At 64.6% G+C, this 21580-nt stretch carries 16 protein-coding genes and 1 tRNA gene; 7 read left to right on the top strand and 10 right to left on the bottom strand.

Annotated features, from left to right (window positions below; translation table 11 throughout):
• Positions 1–10 precede the first annotated feature (10 nt).
• The 3 genes from NLY33_RS06085 to NLY33_RS06075 are packed head-to-tail and all read right to left on the bottom strand — an operon-like array spanning position 11 to position 3820.
• Positions 11–1606, bottom strand: a complete 1596-nt coding sequence (locus NLY33_RS06085; protein WP_023694560.1) for a sensor histidine kinase — start codon at positions 1604–1606, stop codon at positions 11–13.
• Complete coding sequence (locus NLY33_RS06080; protein WP_023706808.1) at positions 1594–2289, bottom strand: response regulator transcription factor; 696 nt, start codon at positions 2287–2289, stop codon at positions 1594–1596. The genes NLY33_RS06085 and NLY33_RS06080 overlap by 13 nt, the downstream gene beginning before the upstream one ends.
• Positions 2290–2293: 4 nt before the next feature.
• Positions 2294–3820, bottom strand: a complete 1527-nt coding sequence (locus tag NLY33_RS06075; protein WP_023706807.1) for a DUF4153 domain-containing protein — start codon at positions 3818–3820, stop codon at positions 2294–2296.
• Positions 3821–4407: 587 nt separating this feature from the next.
• Between NLY33_RS06075 and NLY33_RS06070 the strand changes: the two genes are divergently transcribed.
• Positions 4408–5304 (top strand): HpcH/HpaI aldolase/citrate lyase family protein, encoded by an 897-nt coding sequence (locus tag NLY33_RS06070; protein ID WP_023706805.1) that lies wholly within the window; start codon positions 4408–4410, stop codon positions 5302–5304.
• Positions 5305–5343: 39 nt separating this feature from the next.
• Complete coding sequence (locus NLY33_RS06065) at positions 5344–5550, top strand: DUF1737 domain-containing protein (protein ID WP_023673921.1); 207 nt, start codon at positions 5344–5346, stop codon at positions 5548–5550.
• Between the two features lie 164 nt (positions 5551–5714).
• Here NLY33_RS06065 and NLY33_RS06060 read toward each other — a convergent pair whose 3' ends face one another.
• Positions 5715–6137 carry a metallopeptidase family protein gene (locus NLY33_RS06060; protein WP_023673918.1) on the bottom strand — a complete coding sequence of 141 codons (423 nt, stop codon included), beginning with the start codon at positions 6135–6137 and terminating at the stop codon, positions 5715–5717.
• Between the two features lie 221 nt (positions 6138–6358).
• Between NLY33_RS06060 and NLY33_RS06055 the strand changes: the two genes are divergently transcribed.
• From NLY33_RS06055 to NLY33_RS06045, 3 genes are read left to right on the top strand one after another with little or no spacing between them, the layout of a single operon-like run.
• Entirely contained in the window at positions 6359–7411 is a 1053-nt protein-coding gene (locus NLY33_RS06055) for an ImuA family protein (protein WP_023706804.1), read from the top strand.
• A complete protein-coding gene (locus tag NLY33_RS06050) occupies positions 7353–8831 on the top strand; it encodes a DUF6504 family protein (protein WP_023706803.1) in 1479 nt (492 codons plus the stop codon). Before NLY33_RS06055 ends, NLY33_RS06050 begins: the two co-directional genes overlap by 59 nt.
• On the top strand, positions 8828–12100 hold the full coding sequence (locus NLY33_RS06045; RefSeq protein WP_023672121.1) for an error-prone DNA polymerase: 3273 nt from the start codon (positions 8828–8830) through the stop codon (positions 12098–12100). Before NLY33_RS06050 ends, NLY33_RS06045 begins: the two co-directional genes overlap by 4 nt.
• Positions 12101–12220: 120 nt before the next feature.
• Here NLY33_RS06045 and NLY33_RS06040 read toward each other — a convergent pair whose 3' ends face one another.
• The 4 genes from NLY33_RS06040 to NLY33_RS06025 form a co-directional block, all read right to left on the bottom strand.
• The gene (locus NLY33_RS06040; protein WP_023672122.1) at positions 12221–12463 is read right to left on the bottom strand and encodes a Trm112 family protein; all 243 of its coding nucleotides are present in this window, start codon (positions 12461–12463) and stop codon (positions 12221–12223) included.
• 30 nt (positions 12464–12493) lie between these two features.
• Complete coding sequence (locus NLY33_RS06035; protein WP_023672123.1) at positions 12494–13165, bottom strand: LON peptidase substrate-binding domain-containing protein; 672 nt, start codon at positions 13163–13165, stop codon at positions 12494–12496.
• 111 nt (positions 13166–13276) lie between these two features.
• Positions 13277–14284 carry a thioredoxin gene (trxA, locus tag NLY33_RS06030; protein ID WP_023672124.1) on the bottom strand — a complete coding sequence of 336 codons (1008 nt, stop codon included), beginning with the start codon at positions 14282–14284 and terminating at the stop codon, positions 13277–13279.
• Between the two features lie 80 nt (positions 14285–14364).
• Entirely contained in the window at positions 14365–14862 is a 498-nt protein-coding gene (locus NLY33_RS06025; RefSeq protein ID WP_023672125.1) for a prolyl-tRNA synthetase associated domain-containing protein, read from the bottom strand.
• 216 nt (positions 14863–15078) lie between these two features.
• Between NLY33_RS06025 and NLY33_RS06020 the strand changes: the two genes are divergently transcribed.
• Both NLY33_RS06020 and NLY33_RS06015 read left to right on the top strand, forming a co-directional pair.
• A tRNA-Gly gene (locus tag NLY33_RS06020) sits at positions 15079–15153 on the top strand.
• A 323-nt stretch (positions 15154–15476) separates the two neighbouring features.
• Positions 15477–17378 (top strand): SAM-dependent methyltransferase, encoded by a 1902-nt coding sequence (locus tag NLY33_RS06015; RefSeq protein ID WP_286439501.1) that lies wholly within the window; start codon positions 15477–15479, stop codon positions 17376–17378.
• Between the two features lie 145 nt (positions 17379–17523).
• Here the strand turns inward: NLY33_RS06015 and NLY33_RS06010 are convergent, their stop codons facing one another.
• Positions 17524–18204 (bottom strand): redoxin domain-containing protein, encoded by a 681-nt coding sequence (locus NLY33_RS06010; protein ID WP_023672127.1) that lies wholly within the window; start codon positions 18202–18204, stop codon positions 17524–17526.
• Between the two features lie 19 nt (positions 18205–18223).
• On the bottom strand, positions 18224–21508 hold the full coding sequence (locus tag NLY33_RS06005; RefSeq protein ID WP_023706801.1) for an adenylate/guanylate cyclase domain-containing protein: 3285 nt from the start codon (positions 21506–21508) through the stop codon (positions 18224–18226).
• Positions 21509–21580 lie beyond the last annotated feature (72 nt).

Here is a 21580-nt window from a genome sequence, read left to right as displayed (position 1 = left end):
CCGGTATGCTTCACGCCGCCGGCACAATGATCTCGAAGCGCGTGCCGCGTCCGGAGTCAACCAGCGCGATCGTGCCATCATGCGCTTTCAGGAGGGCCAGCACGATGCCGAGGCCCATGCCGGTGCCGCCGGACTCACGGCGCGTGGTGAAGAACGGCTCGAAAATGCGGGCCCTGTTGCTCGGCGAAATACCGGCGCCGTCATCGCTGACCGCAACGGTCGCCTTGCCGTCGGCGGTGGCCGCAGAGAGAAGAACCTGGGTGGCTCCGTGCCTGGCCGAATTGTCGATCAGATTGGCAAGCACGATCGCCGCATTCTCGGCTGATATCCGCAGGCCGATTTCGCCACCCGCCTCAATGTTGACCGCCAGCCGGCCATCGACCGGAAGCAGCGCCAGCGCTGCATCGAGCGATGTGCTTTCGCCGCTCGGCGCCAGATTTTCGGCGCGCGCCAGGTCGAGCAGGCGACGCACCAGCAGATTGAGCCGGCCGGCGTCATTGACGATGTTGCCGGAGAACCGCTTGCGCTCGGCGGCATCCATCGCCTCGCCGGAATCGCGCAGCAGCTCGGCCGCGCCCTGGATCGCCGTCAGCGGCGATTTGAGCTCGTGCGAGACATGGGTGGCAAAAGTCTGGATGCTGTCGGAGCGCGCTTGCAGCTTTTCGGCCATGTCGAGAAAGGCGGCGGACAGCTCCGCCATTTCGCGCGTGCCGTGATGGTCGAGCGGCCGGATCGCGTCGCGGTCGCCGGCGGCGATGCGCCTGGTGCGCTCCATCAGCGCGTAGATCGGCCGGCTGACGGTGCGCAGGAAGACCAGCGCGATCAGCAGCGTGCCGAACAGCATGGCAATGGCCGCCAGCGTCACCTTGCCGCGTTCGCCATAGAGATGTTTGACGATGTTGTTCGGCGTCCGGGAGAGATAGATCACGCCGGCGACGTGGCCAGCGACCGCAATCGGCATGGCGACGAAGACACGAACTTTCGTGCCGCGGCTGACCGAATAGAGCGGCGGCGGCGGCTGATCGGGGATTCGTTGCCTCAATGCGCTGGCATAGCGGCCGGCAAGGGCCTCGCGCACCTCCTCGACATTGGCCAGGGATAGTCCGACCTCGTCGCGCCCGGCAATGACGACGCCCTTGGGATCGAGCAGCCGGAAGCCGGCCAGCGTGGTTTTTTGCGTCGTGTCGAGAATGCCGGACAGTCGCGCGCCGATGGCCGTGAAGGCTGGATCGGTGGCGGCGGCAATGCCGGCGGGCCGGGTCGGCAGCAGATAGTCGGAAGCGAGATCGAGGCTCGGCTCGATCGGCTGGTAAGGCGAGTCGTCGCCGCGGCTGGCATCGCCGCTGTCAGCCTGCATCGGCACCCCTAGCTTCTCCGGGGCAATGGCGGCGTCACTGATATTCTGTGCATAGATGGCGGCGATGACGGCGCCTTGCGCGATCAACTCGCCCTCGGTCTGGCGGATCAGCTGGTTTTCATAAAGCCGGAAGAAGAACAGGCCGACCAGCGGCAGCGCCAGCACCATGATGAGGATGGCGAGAACCACCGTGGCCAGCCTTGGCCGCCATTTGGTGCCGATCCATTTGGCGTCGCTCAGGCGCCGCATCGGCCGAGCCGGAAACCAACGCCATGCACGGTTTCGATGGCGTCGAGACAGCCCGCCGCCGCCAGCTTGGCGCGGATGTTGCGGATGTGGCTATCGACGGTACGGTCGGCGACATGGATGTTGGCGGCATAGGCGCTGGCGACCACCAGGTCGCGGCCCAGCACATGCGCCGGCCGCGCCAGAAATCCCCTGAGGATCGAGAATTCGATCGCCGTCAGCGCCAGCGCCTTGCCGTCGAAACTGGCGCCGTGGCTGGCCGGCGCCAGGCTGAGCTTGCCATGCGCGAAGTTCTTGTCGTCGGCGGGGTCGGGCGCCACGGGGCGGGCGCGGCGCAGGATGACGTTGACGCGCGCCACCAGTTCGCGCGGGCTGAACGGTTTCGTCACGTAGTCGTCGCCGCCCATTTCGAGCCCGAGGATGCGGTCGATCTCCTCGTCGCGCGCGGACAGGAACAGAACCGGCACGTCGGAGCGCTGCCTCAGCCGCCGGCAGACTTCCAGCCCGTCCATCTCCGGCATGCCGATGTCGAGCACGACGAGATCGGGCACGCGGCGCTCGATCGCCTGCAGGGCCGCGGCGCCGTCGGACACGGCCTGCGTATTCATCCCGGCCTTTTCCAGCGCAAAGCAGATGATCTCGCGTATGTGCGGATCGTCGTCGGCGACCAGGATCTGATGCGGCATGGATCTAACGGTCCGGCACTGAAGGTTGCGAGGGCTGGGTAGGTGGAGGAAGCACGAGCGGACCTCTCTTGTCGAGAACCTGCACGAGCCTCCAGCCGCGAAAGCTCCAGGCGCGCCACTGCTTCTGCTCGGCGATAGTGTCGTCGATCATCATTTGGTGGGCCAGATAGGTCGTTTGGTTTCCGAATTGGTGCATGTAGAGGCGGTCCAGCGCCGGCATGGCGGCAGCGCCGAGCGAGCGCAGATATTCGGTATCGATAGGCGTGCCGTCGCCGGTCATTTCAAGGGAATGGTCGACATTGAAATTGGCGATCATTGCGGCGAAGTTGATGAAGCAGCAGGCATAAAGCGTCGCCGATAGCGTCGCAAGATTGGCGGAGAGCAGCCATTCGTTGGATTTTCCAACCGCGATGCGGGCAATGATCAGTGCAAGCCCTGACGCCACCAACCCCATCCAGACGAAGGCGGCGATGCGCCAGTAGGTCAGTGCATAGACGCCGATATAGAGATCGAGCCTGAGAATCGACGAGATGACCAGCACGATGTTCTGCGCCACCCAGGCATAGACCAGCCGGCGGATCAGCGGATCGCCTGAGGTTTCGCTGCCCGGCCGCAGCGCCGCCAGCACGAAGCCGGCGGCCAGCAGCGCGGTGGCGATCAGTGGATAGGCGCCGCGATGCGCATAGGCGGCATAGCTCAACCCGTCCGGCAGGGCGACCCCACCCCAGAGATAGGCTGCGTCGAGCCCGGTCTGCAGCGCAAACAAGGCGTTGAAGACGATCAGCGCGCGCAGGATCGCGGCCTTGCCGAAGACGACGGCCTCGATCGTTGTCGCTGGTTTAGTCGCGGCCGGTGCGGCCACGGCTGCAGGCGGCGTCAAAGGTGGAAGGCGGCGCGGGAAACGCGGCAGGCGAGGCCGCAGGAAAGCCCAGACGCCGGCGATCACGAACAGCCAGAAGACGATCCGCGCCAGTTGGATGAGATCGAGCAGCTTCATCAGGTCGATCAGCGACAGCCAGTATTCGATGACCGGATTGGCGGCGCCGAACAAGAACAGGAACACCGCGCCCAGCGTCACCGGCATGACCCAGACGATGATGGACGCCAGGCGGATGCGGCGGCCGCCAAGCCGGCGCACCGTGCGGCGCCATTGGAAAAAGTCACGGATAAGGCGCAGCGGCGCCGCCAGCAGGAACAGCGCCACCTGGCCGGCAATGCGGGCGATGCCGTGCCGTAGCCGCCCGGACAGGGACAGCGCAAACACCACCAGCGCCACGACAGCTATCGCCACCGACAGCGGGCTGACGTTCTCGGTCAGCGGCAGCAGCGCGACGAACAAAGCGGCCGGCTTGAGCCAGGGTCGGGTGGATTTCAGCGCGGCAGGATGCACAGCGACCACCGCGCCGGCGATCAGGATGGCAAACAGCAGCACCGTGATCCCGGCGGGCTGGCCGTAAAAGAAAAAATCCGCCAGCGCCACGAGCAGGACGGCGATGCCGAAGCGGCTGGAAAAGCTTGCAAACGATGTCATGCGCGGATTTTCCTGATGGGCTGGGTCCGCTCGGCCGGTGGGCGGATAAAAGGGAGCAGGCTCGCTTCCAGGTAAGGGCGGGCCGCCGCCCGGGGCGGATCGACCAACCACCAGCTTTCGCTGCGCAGGCGATAGGGCAAGGACCAAAGGTGAGCGTTTCGCTGTTGCATGCCGCTGTTGTCGCGGGCTCGCATGGAAACGGCGGGGCGGAGCGGAGGAGGTTTTCCGCAGGGATGTGCAGTTTTCGTGCAGGACCTGCGCTTACGGCCGGGCTCCTTTTTCCTCTCCCTCCGGAGGGGGGAGAGGTGGCTCGGCGAAGCCGAGACGGAGTGGGGGAACCACCTGGCAATCGCCGCGAACGGACATCGGAAGGGCACTGAGCGCCTTGCTCGAGTTGCGCCCAAGGGTCAACCCCCACTCCGTCGAGCTTCGCTCGACACCTCTCCCCCGATCGACGGGGGAGAGGAAAGGCCCCCTTCCGCAACTGCTGCGGGACGGGCGGGGCAGCGCAAGCTTTCGCGGTTGGCTCGTCATCAGGTACCGGTCGGACGCTTGCCTCACCCGCCCCCACGCGGCATAGATCGGCCATGACAAGCGAACCTTACCTCCCGCGCCGCTCGGTGCTTTACGTCCCCGCCTCCAACGACAAGGCGCTGGCCAAGATCGCGACGCTGGCCTGCGATGCCGTGATCATCGACCTCGAAGACGCCGTCGCGCCCTCAGACAAGATCGCAGCGCGGGACAAATTGGCCGGCATTTTCGCCAGCCGACCAGTTGCCAATCAGCATGGGCGCCGCTGCGAAATGATCGTGCGCGTCAACGCGCTGTCCAGCGAATGGGGCAACGACGATTTGCTGGCCGCGGCGAAATTCGAGCCCGACGGCATCCTGTTGTCCAAGGTCGCCACGCCGCGTGACATCCTCGAAGTCGGCGACGTGCTCGACGATAATTTTGCCCCCGACAGCGTCAAGCTCTGGGCGATGATCGAGACGCCCAAGGCCATGCTCAACATCGGCGCCATTGCCGAACTCGGCCGCGACCCGGCCTCGCGCCTAGCTTGTTTCGTGGCCGGAACGAACGATCTGGTCAAGGAAACCGGCATTCTGGCGACGCCTGATCGGCGCTACCTCGTGCCTTGGCTGATGCAGATGGTGCTGGCGGCGCGGGCCGGCGGCATCGACATGCTCGACGGCGTCTCCAACGATTTTCGCGACCTCGACGCGTTTGCGCGCGAATGCACGGAAGCCGCTGCCATGGGGTTCGATGGCAAGACGCTGATCCACCCCGCCCAGATCGAAACCGCCAACCGAGCCTTTGCGCCCGCGCCCGAAGCCTTGGCCCAGGCGCGCGCGGTGAAGGATGCCTTCGCCTTGCCGGAAAATGCCGGCAAGGGCGTGATTGCTTTGAACGGCAGGATGGTCGAGCGGCTGCACCTGGCGCAGGCCGAGAAATTGCTGGCGAAGGCCGCCGCCATCGGCGCATGATCCGCCCCGAAAAGACGAACTCACGACAGGATCTGACCCATGAGACTTTACCGCTTTTTGTCCGCCCCCGACGATTCAACCTTCTGCCACAAGGTGACCGCGGCGCTGAACAAGGGCTGGCACCTGTACGGCTCGCCGACCTACGCCTACGACAAGAAGACCAAATCGATGCGCTGCGGCCAGGCGGTGGTGAAGGATATCGACGGCCAGGAATACGGGCCGGATACCAAGCTGAGCGACTGGTAGGCTTTGCCAGGCACGGACGCAGGCTGTGTCGAGATTCAGGTCAGGCCGAGCCGAGAACAGTGGTTTCCGAGAACCGGAGCGGAGCGTACTTAAAGTACGCGAGCACCGGAAGCGCAGGAAGCTGCCGTTCGCAGGCCGGCTCGCCACCTGAATATCGCACAGCCTTACTCCGCCGCCTCTTCAAGCTTTTCCATATCGTCGTCCGACAGGCCGAAATGGTGACCGATCTCGTGGATCAGCACATGGGTGACGATGTCGCCCAGCGTCTCTTCGTTCTCGGCCCAGTAGTCGAGGATGGCGCGGCGGTAGAGGGTGATGCGGTTCGGGCCTTCGCCGGTCTGCGGGTTCCAGCGCTCGGCGATGCCGCGGCCCTCGAACAGGCCGAGCAGGTCGAACGGCGTCTCCAGCGACAGATCGTCCATGATCTCGTCGGTCGGGAATTCGGCGATCATGATGACGATCTCGCCGGTCAGCTTGCGAAAATCGTCGGGCAGATGTGCGTACGCCTCCAGCGCCAGAAACTCGATCTCCTCGATCGAAGGCGAGAGTTCATCGTGCCAGGTGCGGGTCTTGTAGATGCGGGCCATGCTTTGTCCTTTGATCCGGCATATAGGCTTTCCCTCCGGACTCGGCAAATGGACGGGTACCTGGCCAATTCTTTGCGCCGAATGGCTGCGACCAAAGTCCAAGGTTGGCCTCGCCACCTTTGATCAAGGAATAAATTCCTTCTGACTCCGCTTGACTCTTTCGGCACCCTCTGGAATCTATAAGAACATAACAGGAACAATTATGAGAGAAATTGACCGTCATGGCGACATCAGCCGTGGCGCGGGAGACTGTTTTTGCCCTGCGCCGCCAGATCGCGAAGATCGAGGGAACGCTGCCCGAGCGCCTGGCCGCGCCGGCCGGCGAGCGACCTCGTGCGCGCGCTGACAGCGCTATCGGCGGTGCGCCCGAACCTAATGCCGATGTCACCATCATCCGGCGCGGGCTTGCCGTGGCTTCGCCGAATGCTTTCCTGGCGACCGGCGTCGAGCACCTCGATGCGGCGCTGAGCGGCGGCCTGCCGAAAGCCGCCTTGAGTGAAATCCATGGCCTTGAGACCCGCAATGCCGGGGCCGTCGCCGGCTTTGTGCTGTCGCTTGTCAGCCTGATCCTCAAGGGCCAGCCCTTGCCCGTGCTGTGGATCGGCACATCGGAGATTTTTCGCGAGGCCGGCTTTCCCTATGCCAGGGGATTGCAGGGCATGTTCGGTATCGCACCGGAGCAATTGCTGTTTTCCGAGGCGCCGAAACTCACCGATGCGCTGTGGGTAGCCGAGGAGGCCGCGAAGATGACGGCGCTCGCCGCAATCATCCTCGAAATCCGTGGCAGCCCGCAGCGGCTCGACCTCACCGCGACGCGCCGGCTGCACGCGCGCGCCCAAAACGCCGGCCGGCCGGTGTTCCTGCTGCGCCAGGCCGGCGAAGCCGAGCCGACCGCCGCCCCGGTGCGCCTCATCGTGTCGGCTGCACCAGCGGCGAGCCGCCGGACGATCGCCGGGTCGCTCGCCGGCTCGATCGGCCGGCCTGCCTTCACCGTCAGCATCGGCAAGAGCCGCACCGCTCTGCCTGGACAATTCACACTGGAGTGGAACCCCGATGAACACGCATTCGAAGAAAGAAAGCCCCGCGAAAAACGGGCAGAGAATTCTGTCGCTGTGGTTCCCGCATCTGGCGGCAGAACGGATCCTGCGCCAGCGCCTGGGACGGTCGTGGCGTTCCCGGCCTTCGGATCATCTGCCGCCATCTCACCCACCGCTCGTGATCAGCCATCGCGACCGCAACGCCCAGCGCATATCGGCCCTCGACGAGCGGGCTGAGGCGCTGCATCTGAAGCCTGGCATGGGCATTGCCGATGCGCGCGCCATGCATCCCTCGATCGACATCGTCGAGGCCGATCCGGACGCCGATCGCCGGCTGCTCGAAGGCCTCGCCGACTGGTGCGATCGCTATACGCCGCTGGTGGCGCTCGACGGTACTGATGGCCTTTATCTCGACGTCACCGGCTGCACGCATCTGTTCGGCGGCGAGCGCGCCATGCTGGACGACATCCTTGCGCGGTTTTTCCAGCAGGGTTTCGATGTCCGCGCAGGGTTGGCCGCGACGCCGGGTGCAGCCTGGGCGGCGGCGCGCTTCTGCGGCAACCGCATCGTTGTCTCCGGCGAGGAGGAAGCGCTGCTCGCCCCCTTGCCGCTGGCGGCACTGCGCATCGAGGCCGATATCCGCGCCAGCTTGGAAAGCGTCGGCCTGCGGACCGCCGGCGCGGTCATGGCAGCGCCGCGCGCGCCGCTCGCCCGTCGCTTCGGCCCGACCTTGCTGTTGCGGCTCGACCAGGCGCTCGGCCGCCTCGACGAGGCGGTATCGCCGCGCCTGCCCGTGGCCCCGCTTTCGGTCGAACGCCACCTGGCCGAGCCGGTCGTGCTGACCGCCGAGATCGAACGGCTGGTGCTCTTGCTGGCGGTGACGCTGAAGGCCGATCTCGAACGCCGCGGCGAGGGCGCAAGGATGCTGGCGCTGCTTTTGTTTCGCGTCGACGGCGCCGTCAGCCGCATCGCTGTCGGTACCTCGCGACCGTTGCGCGAACCCAAGCTTATCCAGCGCCTGTTCCATGAGCGGCTGGCCGCGCTCGAACAGGACATCGATGCCGGCTACGGCTTCGACCTGGTGCGGCTTTCGGTGCTGGCGGCCGCCGGCTTCGACATGCAGCAGGCCGATTTGACCGGCGAGACCGAGGATGACGGCGCCGACATGGCACTCTTTGCCGACCGCATCCGCGCCAGGCTCGGCGACAGTGCGGTGCTGAAACCGGTCGCCCTCGAGAGCCATCTGCCGGAGCGCGCCATCGCCACCATCCCGTTCTCGGAAGCGCCACAACGCAAAACACCGCTCAGGAAGCCGGGCTCGAAAGACGCGCCGCGCGCAACCATCTTCCCGCCGGAACGGCCGATCCGGCTGTTCCGTTCGCCCGAGCCGATCGAGGTGCCGGCCACCGAAATGCCTGAGGGTCCGCCGATGAATTTCCGCTGGCGCCGCGCGCTCTACCGGGTCGCGCGCGCCGAGGGGCCGGAACGCATCGCGCCGGAATGGTGGCGTGAAACGTCAAGCGATCCGCTCACATCGACGCGTGACTATTTCCGGATCGAGGATGCCGACGGCCGCCGCTACTGGCTCTACCGGCAAGGCCTCTATGGCAACCCGCAGGTGCCGCCGCGCTGGTTCATGCATGGAGTCTTCGCATGAACGCGCTGACCGTCATCCCCTATGCGGAATTCGGCATCCAGTCGAACTTCTCCTTCCTGCGCGGCGCCTCCAAGCCGGAGGAGCTGGTGGTGGCGGCCAAATTCCTCGGCTTTTCCTCGATCGGACTGGCAGACCGCAACACGGTGGCCGGCGTCGTGCGCGCCTGGCAGCAGGCCAAGGTCGAGAAGCTCGCCTATCACCCCGGTTGCCGCCTGGTGTTCGGCGACGGCACGCCGGACATTCTCGCCTATCCGCAGAACCGCAAGGGCTGGGGCCATCTCTGCCGCATGCTGACGCAAGCCAATTTGCGCGATGAAAACGAGAAGGGCGCGACCCTTCTCCAGCGCAGCGACCTGCTCGAATGGGGCGACCTGCTGTCGCTGGCGGTGCTGCCGGATCTCTCGGCGAATGCCGACGATCCCCTGGCATTGGTCCGTCAACTGAAAGACCGTTTCGGCGCTAATTTGCGGCTAGGCATGGCGCCGGATTATCGCGGCAATGACCGTTTCCGCATCGAGCAGGCGGCGGGCATGGCGGACATCGCCGGCGTGCCGCTGATGGCGACCAACGACGTGCTTTATCACAGCGCCGAGCGCCGCTCGCTGCAAGATGTGCTCACCGCCATCCGCCTCAATTTGCCGGTCGCCGAGGTCGGGCTGGAGCTGACGGCCAACGCCGAGCGCCATCTGAAGCCGCCGCTGGAAATGGCCCGTCTCTTCCGCCGCCATCCACCGGCGCTGGCCGAGACGCTGCGCTTTGCCGGCGAACTGACCTTCTCGCTCAGCGACCTCCAGTACAATTATCCCGACGAGCCGACGCAATCAGGGCTTGGGCCGCAGGCCGAGCTAGAGCGTCTGGCCAGGGAGGGGGCCGCCACGCGCTATCCGGCGGGCGTCCCCGCTTCCGTCTTGCAGCGCATCAGTGAGGAGCTCGCTCTGATCGAGCGTCTGAATTATGCGCGCTATTTCCTGACCGTTTACGACATCGTCCAGTTCGCCCGCAATGAGGGCATTCTGTGCCAGGGCAGAGGCTCGGCCGCCAACTCGATCGTCTGCTACTGCATCGGCATCACCGAGGTCGGCCCCGAGCGCATCGACACGTTGTTCGAGCGCTTCATTTCCGAGGAGCGCAACGAGCCGCCCGACATCGACGTCGATTTCGAGCATGAGCGGCGTGAGGAGGTGATCCAGTACATCTACTCCAAATACAGCGCCAAGCGCACCGCGCTGGCTGCCGCCGTCATCAGCTATCGCGGCCGCTCGGCGCTGCGCGAGGTGGCCAAGGCCATGGGCCTATCGGACGATGTCCGCATTGCGCTCTCCAGTTCGATCTGGGGCTGGTCGACCTCGGAGCTCGGCGAGAAGGAGGCGCATGCCGGCGGCCTCGACCGCAACGAGACCTCGACCCGTCACGTGATCGCCCACGCCAACGAGATCATGGGCTTTCCCCGGCATCTGTCGCAGCATGTCGGCGGCTTCGTCATTACCCGCGACCGGCTCGACGAGATCGTCCCCATCGTCAAGACGGCGATGGAGGCGCGCAAGATGGTCGAGTGGGATAAGGACGATCTCGACGCGGTGAAGATCCTGAAGGTGGATATTCTGGCGCTTGGCATGCTGACCTGCCTGAAGCGCGCCTTCACCTTGCTCACCGACCATTATCCGAAGGCCCGGGATGATTACGGCCGACCCTATGTGCTGGCCACCCTGCCGCCGGAAGAGAACGACGTGTACGACATGATCTGCCGCGCCGACACGCTCGGCGTCTTCCAGATCGAATCGCGCGCGCAGATGTCGATGCTGCCGCGTCTACGCCCGCGCGAATTCTACGACCTGGTCATCGAGGTGGCGATCGTGCGGCCCGGCCCGATCCAGGGCGACATGGTGCACCCCTATCTGCGCCGTCGGCAGGGCAAGGAAGCGGCTGAATATCAAAAGCCAGAGCTGGAGGCTATTCTCAAGAAGACACTCGGCGTGCCGCTGTTTCAGGAACAGGCGATGAATATTGCAATCGTCGCCGGTGGTTTCAAACCCGGCGAAGCCGACGAACTACGCCGCGCCATGGCCACCTTCAAGCGCACCGGCACCATCGGCAATTACCGCCAGCGCATGATCGACGGCATGGTCGGCAAGGGATACACCAAAGACTTCGCCGAGCGCTGCTTCAAGCAGATCGAAGGCTTCGGCGAATACGGCTTTCCCGAAAGCCACGCCGCCTCCTTCGCTTTGCTCGTCTATGCCTCCTGCTGGTTCAAGACCTTTTATCCCGACGTGTTCTGCGCCGCGATCCTGAATTCGCAGCCGATGGGGTTTTACCAGCCGGCCCAGCTGGTGCGCGACGCGCGCGACCATGGCGTCGATATCCGCGACGTCGACGTCAATTTTTCCGACTGGGACTGCACCCTGGAGAAAGCCCAATTCGATCCGGGCCGCATCCTGGGGCGCCATGCCGAAATGCGCGGTGTCATCAAGACCCGGTACGCCGTCCGGCTTGGCTTCCGTCAGATCAAGGGCTTGGCCGAGAAGCGTATGGAAGCTTTCACCGCGCGGCGCGGCGCCGGCTATACAAGCGTCAGGGATGTGTGGCTGCGCTCGGGCCTCGATGTCGGCGAAATCGAAAGACTGGCGCAGGCTGACGCCTTCCGCTCGCTCGGCCTCGACCGTCGTGAAGCCTTGTGGGCGGTGCGCGCGCTGGATGGCAAGAGCGCCGCCGAACGGCTGCCGCTGTTCGACCAGCCGGCGATCCGGCTGCGCGAACTCGAGCCCGAGACAAAACTGCCGACAATGCCGCTCGGCGAGCACGTCATCCACGACTACCGCGCGCTCGGCCTGTCGCTGAAGGCGCATCCGGTCGCCTTCCTGCGCGAGCGGCTCGACCGCGCCGGCGTCATTCCCAATGCCAATCTCGGCTCGGTGCGCGACGGCAGGCGGGTCTCGGTCGCCGGCCTGGTGCTGGTGCGGCAGCGGCCCGGCAAGGGCAATGCGATCTTCCTGACGCTGGAAGACGACAAGGCCGTCGCCAACGTCATTTTCTGGGAGCGGACCTTTACCCGTTTCCGGCCCATCGTCATGGGCGCGCGCTTCGTCAAGGTCACCGGCAAGCTGCAGTCGGAATCCGACGTCATCCACATCGTCGCCGAGAAGATCGAGGATTTGACGCCGTGGCTGACGGTGCTGCTGGAAGAGATGACGCCGGCTGCCCGGCCCGACATTGCCACCCTCTCGGACAAAGCTGAAAGGGTCATGCCCAAGGGGCGGAATTTTCAGTAGGCAAGTGCAGGGCGGTCGGGAGCCCATGACATTAATGCCGGCAAGGGCAGAGGGGGGCGCGAAGGATCGCCAACAGAATGGCTTCTTAGGCTGAGGTCCGTTTGAACCACCCCTGGCCCTTCAGCCCGGCCCACCCAATCGCGGCGGCGACAGCACGTCTTCCGCCGAAATAGTCCGCGCCTCCGAGGGCAGCATGATCGGGATGCCGTCGCGCACGGGATAAGCGAGCTTGGCAAGCCGCGAGATCAACTCGCCGCGCACCGGGTCCCAGGCCAGCGGCCCCTTGGTCAGCGGGCAGGCCAGCAGCTCCAGCAATTTTGGATCGACATTGACCGACTTGCCGTCACGCCCATCCGCAGCCATTGGATCCCCCTTCAGCCATCGGCTCAGCCCTTATTGCAGGCTGGAGCCAAAGTCCTCATTCTCGCGCGCCAGCGCCATTTCGGTGATCGCGATCAGCGTCTCCGCGCGGGCTTTCAGGTCGGGCGCCTCCAGCAGCGCCTGTTTCTCGGCCGGTCCGTAGGGCGCCATCATCGACAGCGCATTGACCAGCATGGTGTTCTCGGCGCGGCTGACGCTTTCCCAATCGGCTTCGAGATCGTTGGCCTGCAGATAAGCGCGAAACGCTTTCAACAGCGCCGGCCGGTCGACCTCGCTTGCCGCCTGGTCTTCGGCAAGATCGGTGAGGAACGGCGCCAGCTTGCATTTCCGGAAAGGCGTCTTCACCGGCAATTCGCTGGTGATGCGGAAACGGCAGACGCCCTGCAGCGAAACCAGATAGCGGCCGTCGCCGCTCTCGGCCATCGAGATGATGCGCCCGGCGCAGCCGACATTGCACAGTTCCGGCTCCCCGTCGGCGCGCAACGCGCCATTGAGGCTGGGCTGGACGATGCCGATCAGCCGCGCGCCGGCGATCGCCTCATCCACCATCTGCAGGTAGCGCGGCTCGAAGATGTTGAGCGGCATGCGCCCGCCCGGCAGCAGCAGCGCGCCGGCAAGCGGAAACACCGGAATGGTTGCCGGCAGATCCTTGCCGACCCGGTAAAATGCGTTTCCGACCTGCACCTTCACTCCTCCGACCCGCTTCGGGCGCGATGTTATCGGCCTAATCTGGCGCGGCGGCCGCCGACCGCAAGGCCCGACAGCCACGCCCCGGCAATTTGGCCGGCAAACGGCTCAGGAAAACAGCAGCGACGACAATTTGCGCCGTGCCGCCAGCGTCGCCTCGTCGGTCATGCCCCAGGCCTCGAACAGTTTCAGCAGCTGCGCCCTGGCGCCGTCCTCGTTCCACGTCCGGTCGGCTTTTATAATCGCCAGAAGATTGTCGGCCGCCGCATGGCGCTCGCCCTTGGCGTTCTGGATCATGGCGAGGTCGAAACGCGCCTGGTGGTCGCCGGGATTGGCGGCCAGTCGCTGCTCGAATTCAGCTGGATTGCCAAGTGCTGCCGCTTCCGCAGCCAGCGTCATCTTGGCACGCAGCGCGGCAAGTGCCGGCGCATTTTTCTTGGCCTCCGGCGCCGTTGCCAGCAGCGCCTCGGCGCCGTCGCTGTCGCCGGCCTCGAACAGAAGCTCGCCCAGCCCGGCAATCGCCTCGATCGTCTCCGGCGCTTGCGCCAGGATGGCGTCGTAAATGTCGGCTGCGGTCTGCGCATCGCCCGCCGCATGCGCTTCCGCCGCCGCGGCCAGTGCTTCGGCCACCGGCGGCGCACCATTGCCCTTGCCGCCGACCTTGGTGATGAACTCGGCGATCTGGCTCTCGGGGATGGCGCCCATGAAGCCGTCGACAGGCTGGCCGTCCTTGAAGGCGATGACCGCCGGGATCGATTGGATGCCGAGCTGGCCGGCGATCGAGGGATGATCGTCAATGTTCATTTTGACCAGCTTGACCTTGCCGCCGGCGGCCTTGACCGCCTTTTCCAGAAGCGGCGTGAGCTGCTTGCAGGGCCCGCACCACGGCGCCCAGAAATCGACCAGTACCGGCTGTTTGCGCGATTCCTGGATGACGTCGGCGGCGAAAGTGGCGGTCGTGGTGTCCTTGATCAGCTCGCCAGCGGCAGGTGCTGCGCCGGGTGTCGGGCCAAGTGCCGACTTGGCCGGCTCGGCGCCGCCATATTGCACGGACGTGGTGTACTGGCCAGAATTGCCGCCGAATTGGCCGCCAAACGGATTGTTGTTGTCGCTCATGTCGTCGCCCTTCCGATCGCGCCCAGCGGAGCAGCGCGACGTCCTTAACTAGAGGTCAGTTTTCGCCATCCATGTGGCGATCAAGCCGAGACTTTCAAGATAGCAGCATCATGTCCGGTTGCCTCGACGAATCTGATGAGGTCGGCGGACGCGATCGACGTCGTCGCCTCATTGGTCAGCGGATGCGCGTTGACTGTCGCATGTGCTATCAAATCCTGGTCGAGCACCACTTTGACCCGTCTTTCGGTGTCGTTGATCAGCCCGAACACGGTGACCGCGCCCGGAATGACACCGAGCAGCTCCATCAGCATCTCCGGCTTGCCGAACGACACCCGGCCGGCGGCGCCGATCATCGTGTGGATCTGCTTCAGGTCGACGACCGCCTCCTCGCCGACGCTGACCAGGAAGAAATTGTCCTTCTTGTCCTTGAGAAACAGATTTTTCGTGTGCCCGCCCGGTATCTCGCCGCGCAGCGACTGCGAATCGGCCACCGTATAGAGCGGCGGATGGCGCACGGTCGACACTGATATGCCGAGATCGGCAAGAAAGGCGAAAAGCTCGGCTTCGGTCTTCGGCATTGGTGGTCTTCCCCTGTATCGGCGCGCGGCAAAGCCGTTTACGGCCAATGATGCCGCCGAGACAAGACCGTCATGCGGGAAGTCGATGAACCACCCGCGTGGCCGACAAGGTTCCGCCAAGCGATTTGGCGCGACCAAAAAGCCCGTCATTTCCCTGTTGCAATCGCCGCGCTCTTCAGCCATATAGGCCCGGCTTGCGGCCAAAGGGCCGTGTGAGCGGGTGTAGCTCAGGGGTAGAGCACAACCTTGCCAAGGTTGGGGTCGAGCGTTCGAATCGCTTCACCCGCTCCAGTTTCCTCTAGGGGAATCAAGCGATGAAGAGGCGCCTTTCGGGGCGCCTTTTGCTTTTTCCAGACCGGCGATGTAAGCGCGTTGCGGGACACTTGTTCTCCCTCAGAACCAGGCGCGGGTAGTACGGCGTGGCGCATAATCCCTTGGTTTCCAGTTCGGCGAACGGCGGCAGCGCATCCGAAGCGCTTGCTTGGCTGGCGTTGCGGAACGCCGCGTCCGAATGCGGCTCAGGCTCGCGCTTGGTCGACCCGCAGCCCCTGCGCGCACTCCCGGCGGGACGCAAGTGGGCGCATGAGATTGCCAAGGTAATCTTCGATGGCCTCATGGCAGGAAGCCTGTCGGTGCCGGCACAATTGGCTGCCGGATGGGCGAGGTTCGGCAGCGCAACCACCGCGTTGATCATCGAACTCGGCAAGATCTGGGACAATCCCGCAGCAGCTCGCCGCGTCCAGTACCAGCTTGAGCAAATGCTTCTCGAAGCCGACGATCTTGCCGCGCCGCGCAGGCTGGCGCGAACGCTCGGAGTTCGCGTCGACGCTCGCAATCCGACCGCGACCGAACTGCCGGAAGGCATCGATCAGATCTATGCCCATCTGATGCTGGATGGCCGGATCGAGGCTGTCGTGCAGTTCGGTGCACTCGGGACGGTGACAAGCGATCATTGGATTGAATTGATCCTGGATGTAGTGCCTGCTGAGCGGCTTGCGGGAGGATCGCCTGCACCGCAAAAGGGCGCCGGCGCGACCACGTCAAACACGCCTGCAGCCGAGGTATCGTTTGCCATGGCGGGAAGCGAGCCCGATCAGGACAGCCACTTCGGCAAACTCGCGCAATTGGCCGCACAGGCGCATGACCTGGTTCGGTCGAGCGCTGAACCGTCAGAGCCTGTTACGCCGCGCCGCGCACGGGTCGCGGACAAGCACGACAAGGATCGCACGGCGTTCTGGAACAGCTATTTCGCGACCGAGGATCCCTGGAACTACAGCTCGCTCTATGAGCAGGAAAAATATGAGCGGCAGATCGAGATCCTGCCTGCCGGTCCCATCGGCCGGGCGCTTGAGCTGGCCTGTGCGGAGGGCCATTTCACGCGGCAGCTGGCGCCGCGCGTGGGCCATCTGACCGCAACCGACATCTCCGCCATAGCCATCGAGCGAGCCCGCGCCCGATGCAACAATCAGGCGAATGTCGAGTTCGGCGTACTCGATTTCGCTGCCGACACGCTGCCGGGTGAGATGGATCTGATCTTCTGTTCGGAGGTGCTCTACTATCTGGACGATCTCGCCGAGTTGCGGCGCATCGCCAAGAAATTTGCCGAGGCGTTGGCGCCTGGCGGTAGTTTCATCAGCGCACACGCATTCGTGCTGCGTGACAATGTCGAAAAGACGGGCTTCGACTGGAACACATTCGGTGCCCAGGCGATCTCCGAGACGCTGGCAGCGACCGAAGGCCTGGTGCTCGAGCAATCGATCCAGACCGAGCTCTACCGCATAGACCGCTTCCGCCGCCTATCGCCGGGCGATGTGGCGACGGACCCGGTGATCGATCATGTGCCGATCCGCGCGCCCATCGAAATCGGCGTCGCGCGAAATATCGTCTGGGGTGGGGCGCGAGCCTTGCGCCGCGACGTCGCACGTAACGAGCAGCGCCGGCATATCCCTGTCCTCATGTATCACGGCGTTGCCGATGAAGGTCCGGCCGCGCTCGCTCGCTTTCGGCTCACGCCCGCCGCATTCGCCAGCCAGATGGGATGGCTGCGCGCCAATGGCTTTCACGCCATTGGCTCCGAGCAGCTGGAAGCATCCATCGCCAACCGTCAGCCTTTCGTCGGCCGCCCGGTGCTCATCACTTTCGATGACGGCTTCCAGAACTTCGCCGACCATGCCTGGCCGATCTTGCGCGCCAACGACCTGAACGCGGAAGTGTTCCTGGTGACGGACCTGGTGGGCGAAAGTGCAAAGTGGGACACCGACATCGGTCCGCCGACGCCGCTTATGGGCGCCGGGACGGTGCGACGCCTCGCTGCCGAAGGCGCCTTCTTCGGCAGCCACATGGCGACGCATCGCGCCATAGATGGTCTGTCGAGCGCTGACCTGGCCGCCGAGCTCCTGCGCTCTCGTCTGTTCATCGAACGCTGGACCGGCCGGCCAACCAGGGCGTTCGCGGCCCCTTCTCCGTCACCGACCGACGGCTTGGCCGGCTGGCTAGGGAGTGCGGCTATCGAGTAGGCTTCGGCCGCAGGCACGGGCCGGCGGACCTCCATAGCGATCTCATCGACCTTCCGCGCATCGAGATTCGCGGCGACCGCTCGCTCGATGACTTTGTCGCCACTGTCGAGGCCGTGCTCGGATAAACGGTGAACTTGTCAGTTCATTATTGGGCGACTTGCGACACGGCTGACATCAGCTCCTTCGGGTTTGGGGCGCCAAACATGTATCGCCCACCCTCCGGGACCTCCGTGAAGCTCCAGCGGACGATCCCCTGCCGGTCCAGCAGGAACTGACCAACCAGTTGTCCGTGTCCCGTGGCCATCATCTGCTCGTCGGCTTCGGTCAGTTCGTAGTGGTCCTTCTTGTCGAGGATTGCGGCGGCTGTCATCGGATCCATGGGACCGGGCAATTCGCCAGGTATGTCGACCCGCATGTCCTGTGCCGCTGCCATCGCGACCTTGTACGGCCAGTTCGTCTCGTTCTCGGTGAATTCGAGATTGGGCAGTCCAAAAGCACGATGTGAAGCGCGTTCCGGGTCCGACGCCGCAAGCAGGTTCGGCATTGGATGGTAGCGGAAATAGAGCCGCGCCCGTTCGATCGGCGTGTTGACCACCGTCAGGCTCTCCACGCCCTTTTCGCGCAGCTCCGGATCGAGACGCGCCTGAGCGGCGATGTGGCGCCGGCAAAACGCACAATGCAGACCTCGAAACAGGCCGACCAGCACCGGTTTTTGCCCGCGAAAGTCGTCAAGCGCAATCTTGCCTTCCTGGGTAATGGCGTCGAGTATCAGGTTCGGCGCCCGGTCGCCCGGTTGAAGCGGTATCAATCCACTAGGCGCGGACATGTCCAACCCCCTATCCCGGCTAGTCGAGAAAAGGCAGCACCACAAGCGCTTCCGGGTCGAGCCCGTGCTGGGCGCATATACCCTGCGCCAGGGAAAAGTAGCGTTCGGCCTCGGCCAGATTGTCGAGGTCGAGATTAAGCGTTGCGAGTCCATCATAGCACGGAAACAGCAGTTGGGGCTCGCCCGTTTCGCGGGCTACCTCCAGTGCTTCGTGGAACAAGCCGATCGCCAGTTCCGGATGGCCGTTGCACTGGTGGATCTGCCCAAGCACGATCAACGGCACTGGCAGGTGCTCGCGCTGGTCGAGCGCCCGGTCAATCTCGATGGCCTTCTCGGCAGCAGGCACGCCCTCCGTTGGACAGCGATCCGTGAAAGTACAACAAGCTACCGCCAGATTGGCGAGGAGGCGCGCCTGGAAACCCAAATCGCCAATACGGCGCGCCACTTCAAGACCGCGCCGACAGACCTCCATCGCCTTCGCCGGATCGATGGTCGTGTAGAGCACCCCGAGATTGGTGTAGCCGCGGCAGGCCGCGCCCAGCAGACCGGCGGCTTCGGCCAATTCAATGCTGCGCTCAACCTCACGCACGGCTTCATGGTTTCGCCCAAGGCGAGCCAGCGCAACAGCCTTGGTATTAAGTGCCTCGGCGGTCACGAGGGTGGCATCATCGGAGACATGTTCCGTTGTCAGAGAGCGTACGCAATCCAGCGCCGCGTCTGCCCATTTTGCCGCGAGAGTGTGATCTCCGCTGCGGAACGCCTGTCGGCCACGTTCTTGCCAGAGATGCGCCTGCTCGATCGGGGCATCCGCTCCATCGAGGAGCGCTGCCGCTTCAGCGTAGCGCGATTCCGCGTCGTCCCGCTTGCCCACGTCCCAAAACAGCCGACCGATCTTGCGCAAAACGCGCGCCGCCGCGACACGATCGGCTGACTCGCGATAGGCCTGCAGCACCGCCTCGTAGTGGCGGTGTGCAATCTCGCGGCGGCCTGCCGGGCCGCTCAAATCGGCAATGCGCTCTGCAATTGCCAGTTTGAGCGGTGTTTGCCCGATCGCGCCCAACGCAGTCAGTGCTCGCTCGTAGAAACGAAGGGCGTCGTCATTGGCGTATATCATGCGAGCGCGATCTCCCGCCGCCTGCAGGTAATGCGCGCCCCTCTCCCGCTCGGCGCTCTGAGCGAAATGGTGACCGAGCACGGCCAGATCCTCGAACCGTTCCGGCTTGTCGCCGCACAGTTGCTCCAGGGCGGCACCTACCCGGCCGTGGATGTCGGTCCGGCGTTGCAGGAGCAGATTCTGGTAGATCACGTCCTGCAGCAATGTTTGTGTAAAGCGGTAGCTTTGCGACGAGACCGAGCCTGATCCGGCAACTTCCTCGATGATTTCCGCATCGCAAAGCAGTTCGCAGCCCGCTTCCAGTCGGCCGGGGTCGGCTGCCACGGCTTTCAGAAGCGTGGCATCGAAGCGCGGGCCGATTACCGCGGCTTCCTGGGCCAACCGGCGCACCCCTTGCGGCAGCCGGTCGACGCGAGCAAGCAACATTGCCTGGATCGTGGCGGGGATGCCGGTTGCGACTTCGCCTGCCACGGTCCGCCATTGCTGGCCCTCGCGCACCAATACACCGCGATCGATAAGGCCGCGAACGATCTCCTCCAAGAAAAGCGGGTTGCCGCCCGCGCGCTCGAGGATCTGGTCGAGAAGCCCTCCTGCGGCGTTTACCCAGCTCTCGCCGAAAAGCGCCGCCACCAGGCGGCGTCCGTCATCGCTGTCGAGCGGCGAAAGCCTGAGCGCTGTGTGGCTGACCCGACTTGAGTCGAGTTGGTCGTTGTCCGACGCCGGACGATGCGTGACCAGCAACATCAGCCGCGTGCGTTCCAGTCTGTCCATCACGAAACGCAGTGCCTCGAGCGAGACGGAGTCGGCCCAGTGCAGGTCTTCGACGACAATCAACAGCGGCGACAACGCAAGCCGCCGTTCCATGATTGTGCGGACCGCGTAGAGAATTTGCCGCCGCAGCTGCTCGGGCTCGACATGCTGCAAGGTGGCATCGGGGTCGCCGAGGCCAAGCACATGGTAGAGCAAAGGCATCAGCCGCTTCGCCTCCTCGCCCTGCAGGCCGAGATCGGCAAGCAAGGCTGCGAGCTTGCCCCGCATTTCGTCCCCATTGTCGTTTTGCATCATCCCGGCAGCGCTGCGCACCACTGCACCCAGGGCGCCAAATGATTGTTCACCCAGCGGTGAGCACGTGGCCTGCCGCACGGCGACGTTGCGAAAACGATCCTCGTCGCCGACGCGGGCGACGAACTCCTTCACCAACCGCGACTTCCCGATACCGGCTTCGCCGACGAGGCGGACAAGCTGGGCCGAGCCGCCGCACGCCAAGTCAAGGCTCGCCAGCATTCTGTTGAGCTCCGCATCACGACCTATTATGGGCGCACTGAGGCCGAGCGCCTCGAGCCCGCGCGCTGCACGCGGCGCCGCAAGCGGTGCATCCAGTCGGTGGACGAGCACACTGCCAGCCTTGCCGCGAAAGACGACATCGCCCAGCGACTCGTACGAGAAGGCATGCCGGGTCAGCCTGTGCGTGAGTTCGCCCACCAGCACCTCACCCGGTGCAGCCAGCGATTGCAGGCGTTGCGCCGTATTCACCGTGTCGCCGGTCACCGAATAGGATTTGGCGGTGCCGATGCCCAATCCGCCAGTAACGACCGGACCCGTGTTTATGCCTATGTGGAGCAGCAGCGGCGAGCCGGAGTGGCGGGTGCTTTCACCGAGCCGCGCCGTCCGGGCGATCATGTCGAGAGCGGCTCGAAGCGCACGTTCCGGATCGTCCTCATGCGCGACCGGCGCACCGAACAAGGCGAGCAGAGCGTCGCCGATGAATTTGTCGACGAAACCACCAAAGCCTTGCACGGCCGCCGTCAATTCCTTGAACAGTTCGTTCTGCAGCGCCTGCATGACCTCGGGGTCGAGCTGCTCGCTGAGTGTCGTGAAGCCGCAGAGATCGGCGAACAGCACCGTTACCGTTCGTCGATCGGCGTCGGAGACGGAATGCGGCCCCTCTTCGCTTTCGATGTTCGGCGACGGAGCTCGAGAGGGCTGCGCAATGGTGCGGCTTGGTGTCGGAGCAGGCCGTTCGGCAGCTTTTGCGGACGCACCCACGCTTGCCCCACATTTAGGACAGAACTCGAAATCAGGTGCGCAGGCGTAGCCGCAACTGGCGCATGGCACGGGCTGGCGGCGGCCACACTTCGGACAGAAGGCGTAACCGCCCTCGATCTCGAAACCGCAGCCAGAGCAGTTCATGGACACCTCACCAAAGCATGATGCCGAAGAGTGTGAAGCGGTTTTCGGACGACATCATGCTCTATCTCTTTG

The organism is Mesorhizobium sp. C432A (assembly GCF_030323145.1).
Taxonomy (GTDB): domain Bacteria; phylum Pseudomonadota; class Alphaproteobacteria; order Rhizobiales; family Rhizobiaceae; genus Mesorhizobium.
This window is presented reverse-complemented; position numbering and strand designations above follow the sequence as displayed.